The sequence below is a fragment of the Dorea chungnamensis genome, from assembly GCF_039832125.1.
In the GTDB taxonomy this organism is placed as follows: domain Bacteria; phylum Bacillota; class Clostridia; order Lachnospirales; family Lachnospiraceae; genus JAFBIX01.
This window is the reverse complement of the sequence record NZ_JBDOHT010000001.1, coordinates 150,274-165,179: the sequence shown is the minus strand read 5'-3', so window position 1 is coordinate 165,179 and position 14,906 is coordinate 150,274. Positions and strand designations below refer to the sequence as shown.

The following is a 14,906-nucleotide window of genomic DNA, read 5'->3' as shown; positions in this document are numbered from 1 at the left end:
GATTTTGAACTGATCCAGGACAAAATGATATAGATGATTTCTTTCATAAAATCCTCCACATTACTCAAATGCCATGAACTGATACCTGTAAGGTACTTCTTCCTCTTCTTCTGAGACAGCATCGTGCAGTTTCTTCCATAATTGTCCCAGAGTATCCTCTCCTTCCCGGAGATCATCAAGCACCAATCCTCCATCTTCTTCCATCAGTTCATAAGCCTTTTCTTCTTTTCCACTCTCGCCTAATGCCTGGATATAATAGAACCGCAATCTGCTGTCAGCCTGAAGTTTTTTGCTCAGCTTTTTATAAGATGCACACAGTTCCGTATAAGCTTCACAACTAATCAATATCTTGAATCCTTCTTTTTGATATGAGCATTCCTTCTTCTGAAGCTTCATTCCTTTTAACATATACCGGGCTGCTTTCTTATTCTTTCCTTTCCGCAAAGTCAGACAGGCAAGCGCGTGAAGTGCCCATGCATTTTCCTCCAGTGTTCTGGATGTCTGAAATTCCTGCTCTGCTTTCTTGAATTTTCCATCCATATAATAACGAACTCCCAACTGGTAGTGCGCGTACCAATTATGTTTTTCCTGTTCTTTGACAGCTTCCTTTAATCTGGTAAAGCTTTCTTCATCATTCAAGAATACATCCGGTCTTTTCTCAGGCTTCGGACAATGCAATCTGCCGCCTTCTATGAATGCTTTCCAGCGGGCATAATCCCCTTCTTCATCTACAAATTCCAGATGATCCGTCCACTTGCCATGAACTCCAAGGATTCCATAGCCGCTTCCCGCCTGCACAAGATCCGCTTTCTTTAAAGCCATTGGCTTGGATGCTTTCAGCTTTTCTTTCAGATGCCTGTGACTTTCTCTTTTTAGGAGCATCTCTGTGACTTCTGCACTTCGCTCTTCATGAGATTCCTGAAGCTTCTGTGCATCGATCTGAATTGCCCCATATTGCTCCATCCATTCCCATGCAGTGTGTGGTGCCATAGGAATACAGCCATACTGTGTCTTTGCAAGGCCGGCCTGAATCTCAATATATCTTCCTGCATTCTCCGTCAGGAATTCCTGCCAGTGGTCAGAAGCTGCCTGACTGCCCCAGGAGAATAACTTCCGGCTTTTCATTCTGTCCGTTGACATCTGAAGAAGGCCGTATCCCTCTGCATTAACATTTGCAATATACTTCGGCATATCCTCTTCTATCTCAAAGAAATAATCCACAGACTTCGGAATCTTCTTATAATCGGTGACATCCACGCCCCGAACCATCGGAATCTCTACTTTTCGAACCTCTTTATCTACCGTCGTATATGCGGCTCTGGCCGGAACAATGATTCTTCCGCCGTCGAATTCCGGCACTGCCATGTTACTCCACCAGTACATCGGCACTACCTCATCATTTTCATTCACAATCCGCATCCTGCAATTTAGGAAACGGGAATCTTCTTCCAGCCAAAAATCCATCTGGTATGTGACATCACGGATTCTTTCATATTCGTACATTCGAAGAACCGGATTGCCCGCTTCGTCTTCCGTCTGGGCAACATACATCTGTTCTGTCGTAAATGGAGTATGCCCGATAATACCAATATTCCATTCTACGCCTCCACTGAACCATGCATTTCTAGTCGCCAGGTTACTGAATCGAAGAACATCATTCGTATACAGAAGATTCTGATCTTGCTCCTTATCCCACAGTTCCCACAATCTTCCACCATATTCTGGCAAAAATACGGCTTTCAGATATTGATTTTCCAGAACAGCCGTCTGTACTTTACGCTCTTTGAGTTCTCTGCAATATCCATTTCTCTGGCGATACGGATAGGCACTTTTCACCCTCCCATATCCATCGTACAATTCAGAATCCTCCGGCAGCTGAAATCGCAGCTGATTCTGTAAGATACTTTCCCCGGACAGATCCGGCACACATGACTCTTTCCCCAATAAAGCCATCTGCATCTTCCGCTTTTCCATTCTAAGTTCTGTTCCCATATTACACCTCTTCTAACATCTTCGCCGGATCATCGGCTGCTTTTACCTTATCATTTGCTTTGATGATCACACCATCTTCGTCAATCAGGTACGTTGTCCGCACAACGCCCATCGACACTTTTCCATAATTCTTCTTTTCCTTCCACACATCATAAGCCTGAATTACTTTCAATTCCGGGTCTGACAATATCGTAAAAGTCAGGCCCTGCTTTTCTTCAAATCTCTTATGCGAAGCTACCGTATCCTTACTGATTCCGATGACAACTGCCCCTTTTTCCTGAAACTGTGGATACAGCTGTGAATAACCACATGCCTGTTTCGTACACCCCGGAGTATTATCCCTCGGATAAAAATATAAGATTACCTTTTTACCTCTGTACTCCTCAAGCGAATGCACTTGTCCATTCTGATCCGGCAGTGAAAATGCCGGTGCCTTGGTTCCCACTTCTAACATAGTGTCTCCTCCTTTAATCATAAAACCAACGGTTCATTACAATCTCTTTTCTAAGTTCGATAATACAACCTATTTCCGCATTTGAAAAGACTGAAACTTATAAAAATGGCGGCAGGTATTACCCCGCCGCCAGATTTTCTTTTCTCTATTCTTTTTCAATCAGCATCCATACCAGTGTAGCGTCTTCGTCCGAGTCGTTCATGCTGCTATGGACTTCTCCGGCCGGAATAAATGATGCTTCTCCGGCACATAATTCATTGCTCTTGCCATTGCACTCACATTTTACTTTTCCGGAGATGATGTAAGAATATTCATCGCCGGTATGAGACGCAGGCGGTACCACGGTTCCTGGTGGAAATATTGCATAGCCCATGGACACCTTTCCATCTGTCGGGCAGCATGCACCGGAGAAATCACTCATGGCAACTCCGTCCTGGCGAACAGATATATATTCGTTCTTTACATCCCATGCTACCAGTTCCGGGTCACGTTCCAGCGGAATCCCTTTGTCGTAATCAGTGCAGTCTTTGCACCCTTTCTGTTCCTCTCCTTCATGCGTACACGCTTCAAAATCCTCACGCAGCAGCTCCATCCGAAGCAAAAGACTCTCTAACTTACGTCCTTCGAACTTACCGCTTAACCTCTCATAACTTGCATACTTCTTCTTAAGCCCCAATAATCCTGAACCACTGTCTTTCTTATGAACGAATTGTCCCTGTACATCCGATTCGTCTTCGAACAATTCCTTCATTGTGATGTTCAGCGCCTCTGCAATCTTCTTCAGGGATACCAGGGTAATGGATGAAATTCCACGTTCGAATTGAGGCGAGAAACTGACTGATAATTCTGTCTTCTCACTCAATTCTTTTAATGTAATATTTTTTCTGCGTATTTTCCTGATTTTTTTGCTTATGTATTCCATATTTTCGTCATATTCCTCACTCTATGTTTTATACTTATAAAACAATTTCAGTACCACTGTAATTTTTTACTATTTTCACCATTAAGTGTCAATACAAAAGAAAAAGGTGTCCTCCGCTATCTGAAAACAACTGCGGAGGATATCTTGACTTTTCTAACAGGGATAAATATGATAAATGTACCAGGAGGAATCACGATGTATCATTACTATATGTTTAACAAACCCTTCGGCTGTGTCACTGCAAGACGCGATGACCGCTACCCCACTGTGATGGATTATTTTCAGGAATTACACAATGATGCCCTCTCTCCCGTCGGCAGGCTGGACCGCGAGACAGAAGGGCTGCTTTTGATTACAGATGACGGGCAGTGGAATCAGGAAATGACTCATCCTGCCCGTCACAAAGAAAAGACTTATGAATTTACCGCCCTTGGGGCCCTAACAGAAGAGAAGCAAAAGCAGCTGGAATATGGGGTCCTTTTGAAAGGCTCTGACATTCCAACTGCTCCTGCCAAGATTTCTGTTACACATACGACAATTCTTGCCGATATTCTTCCAACGCTTCACCCTGAGATTCAGGAGAAAACCCGTCATAACCGGATGGATCATCCTGTTGTCCAGGGAACCATCGTGATCACAGAGGGCCGAAAGCGCCAGATACGCCGAATGTTAAAGATCGTGGGTTGCTGTGTTATAGAATTAAAACGTACAGCCATTGATTCTATTTCCTTAGACCCGGATCTTAAGCCGGGAGAATGGAAAGAGATCTCCCCACATTTTTAACCGATTCCACCGAAGAAGATTCCAAGGACATACACAACCAGTGTGATGCCTACGAACACATATTTTGTCAGCGGCTCGAACCATTGGCCCAACGGCTTCGTCCGTCCCGTCTCAGCCTGACTTCTTGCATATCCTTTCGGACATACCCAGAAGAACATGATTCCTGCCAGCAATGCTCCAAGAGGAATGATATAGATGGAGATGACATCCATCCATGCGCCTACGGAATCGCCGCTCTCGATGAAGATACTGACGGCTGCCCCGATCACGGCAATCACTGCCACTGCCATTTTTCTTGACAGTCCGAACTGTTCTTGAAGCGCCTCGACCGGCGTCTCGAACAGATTCATAAGGGACGTGATCGCTGCCGATAACACCGCAGCAAAAAAGATAATTGCAAATAAACCGCCAAACGGAAGCTGTTGGAATACTGCCGGCAATGTGATAAACATCAGCGGCGGACCGCTTGCCACATCAAGACCGAACGCGAATACTGCCGGAATCACTACGACTCCTGCCAGCAGTGCCGCACAGGTATCAAAGAACGCAACATTCTTCGCACAGCTCACAATATCAATGTCTTTCTTCAGATAACTTCCATACACAATGGTTCCAGAACCTGCCAGTGACAATGAGAAAAATGCCTGTCCCAATGCATACACCCAGGTATTGATATCCAGTAATTCTTCCCACTTCGGTACAAAGAGATACTTGTAACCTTCCATTGCTCCCGGAAGAATAGCAACACGTACCATCAGAATCAGAAAGAACAGGAAAAAGACTGGCATCATGACCTTATTGACCTTCTCGATTCCCTTGGTGATACCAAATGCCATGATAACAAACGTCACAGCTAACCCCAGCATATGCCAGCTGATATTTCCGAATGGTACCGCAATCTTTCCAAAAAAGCTTCCCATATCCTCTACTTTTGTAAGATTCCCTGTCAGAGAACTCCACAGATACTTCATGACCCATCCGACAACCACAGAATAGCCGATTGCAATTCCAAGAGAACCTATCACCGGAATCATCCCAATTGCTCTGCCGACTGGTCGCCCTTTTTCTCCGAACCGCATCTCCATCGCTTTTCCAAAAGAACCAAGCGGTCCTGTCTTCATGCTCCGTCCGAATGCCATCTCGCCGATAACACCGGAAAATCCAAGCAGCACCACAAATATAAAATACGGAATTAAAAATGCTGCTCCGCCAAACTTACCGGTTCTGTATGGAAACATCCAGATATTAGCCATTCCTACCGCAGAACCAATACACGCAATAACAAATCCCATTTTTGTGCGGAACTCATCTCTTCCCTTCTCAACTGTCTTACCCATCTCATTTTCTCCATCAACTATCGTATTTTCAACAAAAGAGGCTTATTCAAAATGTCTTTTCCCCGACATCCGAATAAGCCTTATCATCCCTACTGCTCTTCCCTATTCAGAAGCGACCTGAACACAATGTTCTACCAGCCATTCTTTGACCAGATTATTCAATGCGATTTCTTTCAAGTCCTCTTCTGACGCTGCTTCTTTTAACGCATCTACATCTTCATAGCCGTAATCTTCAGCCATCTGTTTTAATTGTTCCTCATAAACATCATCTGTCAGCTTAATCTTCTCTTTGTCTGCGATTGCCTCTGTCACCATCGTCTGCTTAACACTTGATTTTGCAGCCTCCTCAACCTGGCTTTCAAAATCTTCCACTGTGGTCTGCATCTGTTCCTCGATGAAAGTCTCATAATCCTGTCCATAGTATTCTGCTGCTGACTTGTATTGTTCAATCAAGGAATCCGATATCTCCTGTACATCTTCTTCTGGATACTTCTTTACTTCGGAATTATCCAGAACTGCCTGCCATACTTCCTGACTGAGACTGTCTTCATAGTTAGTCTTGGCATCTTCTTCTAACTGTTTTCTGACTTCTTCCTTATATTCCTTAACAGTCTTTGATTCCTCAGATACAGATTTTACAAATTCATCGTCCAGCTCAGGAACGACCTGTTCACTGATTTCTTTGACTGTAATGGTAAATACGACCGGCTTTCCGGCATAATCTGTATTGCCATAATCATCTGGGAATTGTCCTTCCCAGTCATAAGTATCTCCAACATTATGTCCAATCACACTATCTTCAAATCCATCGATAAATGTTCCTGATCCGATCGTAAGCGGATAATCGGTAGAAGAGCCACCTTCAAATTCTACTCCATCTATTTTTCCTACAAAGTCAATCGTTGCTGTATCTCCTTCTTGTACCGGACGGTCTGTGATCTCATTCGTTGTTGCATTGGTTTGCAAAGTAGAATTAATCGTATTTTCCACATCTTCATCGGTAATCTCCTTAGCTTTTTCTACCTCATCAACTTCTACACCTTTATATTTGGAAATCGTCAATGCATCCGTCTCCAGTCCTTTGCTTCCTTCACAACCAGTCAATATCATAGAAGCAGCAAATACACCTGTTAATAACATTATAATTTTCTTTTTCATACTACACCTCATGCTCTATATTATTCTTATCAACAAAATTACGCACTATTATGTTATAGCACATTTGGCTGGACTTTCAAAGGTTTTTCACATTTATTTCATTCTTTTCTGATCTTATATCATAAAACAGGAGATAACAATCTGCAAAATTGTTCTTTGATTCGTACGATATAATTTCTCTGTTCATACTTCTTGCGAGTCACCAGAGTACTCTTTGTAATGTCATTCTCAAATGCCTCAACTAACTTCTCGGTTGTCCGCGCACTGTAGATCACAGCATTGACTTCAAAATTCAGACTAAAGCTGCGAATATCCATATTGGCCGTCCCCATGCAGGTCACAAGCCCATCTACACACATACATTTCGCATGAAGGAATCCATGATCATAAGTATAACACCTTGCACCAGCCTCAATCATTTCCCCTAGATAAGAATAGGTCGCCCAATATACAAACGGATGATCTGGCTTGCACGGAATCATGATCCGTACGTCAATACCAGACTTCGCAGCTATCATCAATGCATCCCGTATATTATCATCCGGGATAAAGTATGGAGTCTGTATATAGATACTCTTCTTCGCCATATGAATCAGACGGAGATAATTATTACGAATTTCCTGACTGCTGGAATCCGGGCCACTGGAAATAATCTGTACCGGATCATGTCCGTTACGCACATAATTGGGAATCTCAAAGAGTCGATCTTCTAAGAATAGATTCTCCTTGGCCGCATAATTCCAATCTAACACAAATCGTACCGCCAACGAAGTAACCGCCGATCCTTCAATGCAAATATGTGTATCTCTCCAATAGCCAAACTTTTTATCCTTTCCAAGATATTCCCGTCCGATATTAAAGCCTCCGACAAATCCAATTCTCCCATCGATAACTACAATCTTTCTGTGATTTCGATAGTTTACGCGAAGTTGTAATTTCCCCAGAACTGCCGGGAAGAATTCTGCCACTTCAATGCCTGCTTTCTCTAAGCGAACCCAGTCGGAATTATGCATTCCTCTGCATCCCATACTGTCGAACAAGACCCGCACTTCCACTCCCTGTCTTGCTTTTCGTATCAATACCTTTTCAATCTCCTGCCACAGTTCATCATTGCGGATAATGTAATATTGCACATGGATATAATTTCTGGCATGCTCCATCTCTGCAAGCAACGCCTGAAACTTCTCCTTTCCATCCGTATATATGCGAATATCATTATTATCTGTCAACACAGACTCTACTTCATTCAGATTATATAAGATCAATCCTTTGAATCTTTCCAGCTCAGGATCGCGCAACCGCAATTTCTTCCTATAGATGGATTCCTCCTGTCTGCGAACGGCATACTTAATCTCTCCTTCGATTTCCTTCATCTTAAACATTCGGTTTTTATGGAAATTCTGACCCAGGATCAGATATAGTACAAACCCCAGAATGGGGATAAAATACAACAGCAGAAGCCATGCCCACACAGTCGTGGGATTGCGGCGCTGAAAAAATATGATCAGCAGTGAAAACACGATATTTATCAAGAAAAAATGATCCAGAATCCATTCATATGCAATTCCGATTCCATCTCCTGCTATCTGAAGCATGATAATCCTCCCCAACACTCTCTTACTTATAATTATTATACCTTTTCTCACCGGAAAAGTAACCCTAAAACCTCAAATCTCTTGCACTTGTGCTCAAAGAATGTTACAATGTAGTTCGTGAAAAATAGATTTTAGGAGGTTCGCCGTGAGTACGTTTACCATCGTATTGCTTGTTATTTTAATCGTTTTAATTGTTGCATGTGTTGTGTTGTATTTCTTAGGAAAAAAGGCAGAAAAGAGACAGGCTGAACAGCAGGAACAGTTGGATGCTGTAGCGCAGACTGTATCTATGCTTATTATCGATAAAGGCAAGATGCGGATGAAAGATGCAGGACTCCCAGCCATCGTTCTGGAGAACACACCAAAATATCTTCGCCGTTCCAAAGTGCCGGTTGTAAAAGCAAAAGTTGGTCCGAAGATTATGACCTTAATGTGCGATGCACAGATCTATCCTCTGATTCCTGTGAAAAAGGAAGTAAAAGCTACTGTAAGCGGCATCTACATTACCGCAGTCAAGGGCTTAAGAGGACCATTAGAGACACCACAGAAGAAGAAAGGTTTCTTCGCAAGATTACGTGGCAAATAAAGACAAGCGCAACAACAAATAAAAGCATTGGATCCTAACGGTCCAATGCTTTTATATTAATCGCTATATTACAGTCAGCGACCATCTCACTATTGATATCCAACGCATAATTTACATGGATATCGATATTCTCCTCGGTCACATCCACCTTCATCTCTTTTGTATGTGTTCCAACCATTAATTCCCCATACGGAGTATTATACTGAGTCATGTTAATCTTATCTTTTTCAAAAACCATATGTGTATTTGAAATGCCACTTTTCATAATCTCAAGCTTGCCCTCTTCATCAACGCGAATCTTATTCTTGATAGACCCCGGCATTCCTTCTACCACTTCATCATAGACAACATAATGCTTCCCATTCTTCAGATAATATGTTGCCGGCGTGATGACTTCAATTGGTTCGTTCTCATTTTCATCCTCATCCACTAATCCAGTCGTCTCATAATGCAGACCAGATATAGTCAATAATACTTCTTTCGTCATACCATCACCTAATATTCTTCTATATTAATCTGCTTTGTCGCAGCGACATCATATGGAAGGATCGTATTCGCAAATTGCGTAAACTTCTCAGCCGCATCACTGACATAAAAATCATAGACTGCCGGTTTTCCCGATTGATTTGCAATTCCTTTCTTTTCCAATATGGATTTCAGATCCATCGCTGTCTCATAAGCCGGATTTACAATATGTACCTTCTCCCCAAAATACTCAATAATTCTGGATCTCAACAAAGGATAATGCGTACATCCCAAAATCATGGTATCAATATCCGTCTTCTTCATATCCGACAGATAGATATCGATTACTTCCTCTGTGATCTTGTGCTTCGCAAAGCCTTCTTCCACTAACGGTACAAATAACGGACAAGGCTTTCCAATAACGACCGCATCCGGATTCATGCTCTTAATGACCTTCGTATAAGTCTCACTTCGAATCGTCGCTTCCGTTCCTGCCACACCAATCATTCCATTCTTCGTCTCCTGCACAGCTGCTCTCGCACCCGGCACGATCACTCCAATAATCGGAATATCTATCTCCTTCTCCACAGTCTCAAGTGCCAACGCACTGGCTGTGTTACAGGCAATTACAATCGCCTTCACGTTCTTCGTCTGAAGAAAACGGATAATCTGCCGCGAAAATCGGATAATATTATTCTTAGACTTGCTTCCATAAGGCACTCTGGCCGTATCCCCAAAATACACAAGATTCTCATTCGGAAGCTGGCGCATAATCTCTCTGGCAACCGTCAAACCGCCCACACCAGAGTCAAAGACACCAACAGGGGCTGTATTTTTAGAATTCATCTCCACGATAATAATCTCCTTTATCATACATTCGTACTACCCATTGTACCGTTTGCCCCTCACGATTTCAAGTAGAGGACGTAGACTTTTTTAACTTTACTACGTCCCCAATTAAAAAATGCCCTGTACCCAAATGAAAAAAAAGAGGCATTTTTGCCTCTTTTTTCTCTATCTTTCAATCTTACAATGCGAGTTCTTTTGCGATTTCGTACTGATAATCTGGAATTCCTTTTTGCATCTTCAATGCTTCGTTGATATCGAAATCAACGTATTCTCCGTGTCTGTAGCCTACTACACGATTGCTCTTTCCTGCGATCAGAAGATCCACTGCCATTGCTCCCATGATGGATGCATATACACGGTCTTTACATGTCGGGCTTCCACCACGCTGCATGTGTCCGATAATGGTTGCTCTGGTCTCCATTCCGGTTGCTTCTTCGATTCTCTTCGCCATGTTCAGTGAGTCACCGACGCCTTCTGCGTTGATGATGATGTAATTCTTCTTACCACGTTTTCTGCATTCCTGAATGTCTGCTACGATTGCTTCTTCGTTGTAGTCGTGCTCTTCTGGCATCAGAATACGCTCTGCACCATTGGCAATACCACACCACAAAGCAAGATATCCGGCATCTCTTCCCATAACCTCAATGATAGAGCATCTTTCATGAGAAGTTGATGTATCACGAACTTTATCGATTGCTTCCATTGCTGTATTTACTGCTGTATCAAATCCGATTGTATATTCTGTACATGCGATATCCAAATCAATAGTTCCCGGAATTCCAATTGTATTAATTCCAAGGTTTGCTAACTTCTGAGCTCCGGCAAAGGAACCATCTCCACCGATGACTACTAATCCGTCAATTCCATATTTCTTACAAATTGCTGCAGCTTTCTGTTGTCCTTCTTCTGTACGCATCTCTTCACAACGCGCCGTCTGAAGAATTGTTCCTCCGCGCTGGATTGTATCAGACACGTCTCTGGCGGACAGATCAATAATCTCTTCATCCAAAAGTCCCTGATATCCTTTTCTGATACCTCTGACCTTCAGGCCTTTTCCTAATGCTGTTCTAACTACCGCACGGATTGCTGCATTCATTCCAGGTGCGTCACCGCCACTTGTCAATACACCTATCGTACGTATTACTTTGTCTGCCATGAATTATCCCTCCATCGTATTCTTAATTTAATCCCTATGGAAATCTATCTCTCTCGTGCAACATTGTACATTAATTATCAAAGGTTTTCAATGGGTTTTTCGATTACTTTTACACAAGATTCTCCCAAATAATTCGTCAATTTGCTCAATAAAACTTTGTCTGCACTTACATTTCTGTTTGCCGGAAGACGTTTGATTGCCTTCTCTTTTTTACAATATATGACCACAGAATCGGATCCATCGGAGTCTTTCAACAATTCCAAAAGTTCCTTCTCTTTTGATAAATACGCCTCTTTATCCGCATATTGCAACCACAATTCTCGTTTTGTCTGTTCAAATGGAACAATCGACTCACAGATCAGCTTACTTGCCGCCTCATCTTCTTCTGACACTCTTCCTTTTACAAAGACTTTGCCCTCTTCGTTCAAATATTGCTGATTCTTCTCATAGACTTTTGGGAAGATTACAACTTCCACAGAACCTGCCAAGTCTTCCAGCGTAATAAATGCCATCGTCTGATTATTCTTCGTATATTTGATAGTCTTCGAGGTTATGATTCCACCCACGATCTCTCTGGCGCCATCGTGAACCTTCGTTCTTCCAGTCTCTTCATCCAATTGAAAATCTAAGGTTGTTCTGGAAATATTCTTCTTCCACTTTTCTTCGTATTCTTCCATTGGGTGACCACTGAGATAGATGCCCAGTACCTCTTTTTCAAACGCAAGTTTTGTCTCCTTCTCATACTCACCTACAGGAGGAAGCGGAATGTCGAATTCAGCTTTCTGGTCATCATCAACCATATCGAACAAAGACAATTGTCCTGTCATAGAGTATTTACGCTCCTGATTCACCTGATCCAGGATCTTCACATAGATAACCATGAACTGCTTGCGGGTTCCACCCAAACTATCAAAAGCCCCTGATTTGATGAAACTTTCTATGGTTCGTTTATTTACTTCTTTTCCTGATAATCGTTCAATAAAATCTTTCAGATTCTTGAATTCACCTCTGGCGTTCCTCTCAGCAATTATTGCATCTATGACCGGTCTGCCAATACTTTTGATTGCAGCAAGTCCATAGCGGATATTTCCATTATCTACAGAGAAACTTCCTTCGCCTTTATTTATATCCGGAGGAAGAATCTCAATGCCAAGCTGTCGGCATGTGTAGATATACTCTGATACTTTTCCCGGATTATCAATGACAGAGGTCATAAGCGCTGCCATAAACTCTACCGGATAATAATATTTTAACCAGGCTGTCTGATAAGATACCACCGCATACGCAGCTGCATGAGATTTGTTAAATGCATATTTTGCGAAATCAATCATCTCATCATAAATCTTATTGGCCGTCTCCTCATCAATTCCGTTGGCGATACAGCCCGGCACCCCTTCTTCCGGATTGCCGTACACAAAGTTCTTCCGCTCACGCTCCATTACTTCGCCCTTTTTCTTAGACATCGCACGGCGCAAGAGATCACTTCGTCCCAATGTATAACCGGCCAGATCTCGTACAATCTGCATAACCTGTTCCTGATACACAATACATCCATAGGTCGGTGCAAGGATCGGCTCCAGCTGCGGACAGTCATACGTAATCGTTTCTGGATGGTTCTTTCCTTTGATATATTGTGGAATAAAATCCATCGGTCCCGGTCGGTATAAAGAGATTCCGGCAATAATATCCTCCAGATTCTGCGGCTTCAGCTCCTTCATGAAACTCTTCATTCCGCCACTTTCTAACTGGAAGATTCCGTCAGTCTTTCCTGTTCCAATCGACTCCAGGACACGTTTATCATCATAATCAATCTGATTAATATCTATCCTTTCTCCTGCGCTTTCACTTGCCAGACGCGCCGCATCCTGAATTACCGTAAGAGTACGAAGCCCCAGAAAATCCATCTTTAAAAGGCCCAGTTCCTCCAATGTCGTCATTGTAAACTGCGCAACTACAGATCCGTCAGATCCAAGTGACAATGGTACATACTCATCTACAGATTTCTGACTGATTACGACTCCTGCCGCATGCATAGATGTATGTCTTGGAAGACCTTCCAGTCTCTTGGACATGTCAATCAATTCATGGACCCGATCATCTTCCTGATACAACTTCTTCAACTCCGGATTCATGCTCAATGCACGATCCAATGTTATATTCAGTTCTTTTGGTATCATCTTGGCGATAGAATCCACGAACGCATAAGGCAGATCCATGACGCGTCCCACATCACGAATGACTCCCTTCGCTGCCATCGTACCGAACGTAACAATCTGAACCACCCGGTCTGAACCGTATTTTTCCACCACATAATCAATCACTTCCTGGCGCCGTTCGAAACAGAAATCCACGTCTATATCAGGCATGGATACACGTTCCGGATTCAGAAAACGTTCAAACAGCAACTGATACTTAATCGGATCAATGCTGGTAATCTCCAGGCAATATGCCACAATACTTCCGGCTGCCGAACCACGTCCCGGCCCCACCATAATACCATGATCCTTGGCATACTTGATAAAATCCCACACAATCAGGAAATAATCCACATAGCCCATGGACTTAATGACAGACAATTCATATTCCAACCGATTCTTTAAAGATTCATCACCAGATGGATATCGCTTCTTGAGTCCCTGACAGCACAAATGCTGCAAATACTCCCAAGAGGTGTATTCCTCTGGAACATCATATTTTGGAAGTTTTGTCACCCCAAACTCAATCTCTACATTACAACGGTCTGCAATCTTCTGTGTATTTTCCAAAGCCTGAAGTGCATAAGGGAATAATGTGCGCATCTCTTCTTCGGATTTGATATAATACTGTCCTCCCTCATAGCGCATACGGTTTTCATCCGAAAGTTTCTTTCCAGTCTGGATACAAAGCAGCATATCATGTGGCTTCTCATCTTCTGCATAGGTATAATGAATATCGTTAGTCGCCACCAGTTCAATTCCCGTCTCCTGCGACATTCGAAGCAACGACTGATTCACCATCTTCTGTTCTTGCATACCGTGGTCTTGTAATTCCAGGAAGAAGTTTCCCTCCCCAAATATCTTCTGATACCGAAGTGCTGCTTCTTTACCCTCGCTGTACATTCCACGCAGAATATTTCTCTGAACTTCCCCCGCAAGGCATGCACTCAGAGCAATGATTCCCTCATGAAATTCTTTCAGTACTTCCAGGTCTACACGGGGTTTGTAATAATATCCTTCTGTAAATCCCCTCGATACAATCTTCATCAGATTATGATATCCTAAGTCATTCTCCGCCAGCAAGACCAGATGATAATATCGTTCTTCCCCGCTTCCTGCGGCTTCTTTGTCAAAGCGTGAACCTGGTGCCACATAAACTTCACATCCCAGAATTGGCTTAATCCCCACTGCTTTTGCCGCACGGTAAAAATCAATCACTCCAAACATTACACCATGATCCGTGATAGCCACACTGTTCATCCCCAGCTCTTTCACACGGGATACGCATTCTTTTATTTTATTCGAACCGTCCAGCAGACTATATTCTGTATGGACATGAAGATGTGCAAAACTCATACCTACTCCTTTTCCTGCTCTTTTGTATTACGCACTTCAAAAATATTTCTATATATAA

General features: G+C 42.8%; 12 protein-coding genes. 2 read left to right on the top strand and 10 right to left on the bottom strand.

Annotation, left to right across the window (positions count from 1 at the left end; all coding sequences use genetic code 11):
* Positions 1 to 60: 60 nt before the first annotated feature.
* From ABE613_RS00835 to ABE613_RS00825, 3 genes are all read right to left on the bottom strand, one after another.
* Entirely contained in the window at positions 61 to 1,992 is a 1,932-nt protein-coding gene (locus ABE613_RS00835) for a DUF5107 domain-containing protein (RefSeq protein ID WP_235232368.1), read from the bottom strand.
* A 1-nt stretch (position 1,993) separates the two neighbouring features.
* Positions 1,994 to 2,446: a thioredoxin-dependent thiol peroxidase gene (gene bcp, locus ABE613_RS00830; protein WP_235232369.1), complete on the bottom strand. Its 453-nt coding sequence runs from the start codon at positions 2,444 to 2,446 to the stop codon at positions 1,994 to 1,996.
* Between the two features lie 145 nt (positions 2,447 to 2,591).
* Positions 2,592 to 3,368, bottom strand: a complete 777-nt coding sequence (locus tag ABE613_RS00825) for a helix-turn-helix domain-containing protein (protein WP_235232370.1) — start codon at positions 3,366 to 3,368, stop codon at positions 2,592 to 2,594.
* Between the two features lie 195 nt (positions 3,369 to 3,563).
* On the opposite strand from ABE613_RS00825, the gene ABE613_RS00820 reads away from it, so the two are divergent.
* A complete protein-coding gene (locus ABE613_RS00820; protein ID WP_235232371.1) occupies positions 3,564 to 4,151 on the top strand; it encodes a pseudouridine synthase in 588 nt (195 codons plus the stop codon).
* Here ABE613_RS00820 and ABE613_RS00815 read toward each other — a convergent pair.
* The 3 genes from ABE613_RS00815 to cls form a co-directional block, all read right to left on the bottom strand.
* Complete coding sequence (locus ABE613_RS00815) at positions 4,148 to 5,488, bottom strand: sodium-dependent transporter (protein ID WP_235232372.1); 1,341 nt, start codon at positions 5,486 to 5,488, stop codon at positions 4,148 to 4,150. The genes ABE613_RS00820 and ABE613_RS00815 overlap by 4 nt on opposite strands.
* Before the next feature lie 102 nt (positions 5,489 to 5,590).
* Complete coding sequence (tig, locus tag ABE613_RS00810) at positions 5,591 to 6,646, bottom strand: trigger factor (RefSeq protein WP_347375361.1); 1,056 nt, start codon at positions 6,644 to 6,646, stop codon at positions 5,591 to 5,593.
* Between the two features lie 119 nt (positions 6,647 to 6,765).
* A complete protein-coding gene (gene cls / locus ABE613_RS00805; RefSeq protein WP_347375360.1) occupies positions 6,766 to 8,241 on the bottom strand; it encodes a cardiolipin synthase in 1,476 nt (491 codons plus the stop codon).
* Positions 8,242 to 8,386: 145 nt separating this feature from the next.
* Here cls and ABE613_RS00800 point away from each other — a divergent pair, with 145 nt between their 5' ends.
* Complete coding sequence (locus ABE613_RS00800) at positions 8,387 to 8,827, top strand: hypothetical protein (protein ID WP_235232375.1); 441 nt, start codon at positions 8,387 to 8,389, stop codon at positions 8,825 to 8,827.
* Between the two features lie 34 nt (positions 8,828 to 8,861).
* Here ABE613_RS00800 and ABE613_RS00795 read toward each other — a convergent pair whose 3' ends face one another.
* The 4 genes from ABE613_RS00795 to ABE613_RS00780 form a co-directional block, all read right to left on the bottom strand.
* Positions 8,862 to 9,314 carry a YwiB family protein gene (locus ABE613_RS00795; RefSeq protein ID WP_235232376.1) on the bottom strand — a complete coding sequence of 151 codons (453 nt, stop codon included), beginning with the start codon at positions 9,312 to 9,314 and terminating at the stop codon, positions 8,862 to 8,864.
* An 8-nt stretch (positions 9,315 to 9,322) separates the two neighbouring features.
* Positions 9,323 to 10,165: a glutamate racemase gene (murI, locus tag ABE613_RS00790; RefSeq protein WP_268826444.1), complete on the bottom strand. Its 843-nt coding sequence runs from the start codon at positions 10,163 to 10,165 to the stop codon at positions 9,323 to 9,325.
* 154 nt (positions 10,166 to 10,319) lie between these two features.
* A complete protein-coding gene (gene pfkA, locus ABE613_RS00785; protein ID WP_235232377.1) occupies positions 10,320 to 11,297 on the bottom strand; it encodes a 6-phosphofructokinase in 978 nt (325 codons plus the stop codon).
* 77 nt (positions 11,298 to 11,374) lie between these two features.
* On the bottom strand, positions 11,375 to 14,848 hold the full coding sequence (locus ABE613_RS00780) for a DNA polymerase III subunit alpha (RefSeq protein WP_235232378.1): 3,474 nt from the start codon (positions 14,846 to 14,848) through the stop codon (positions 11,375 to 11,377).
* Positions 14,849 to 14,906: the final 58 nt, after the last annotated feature.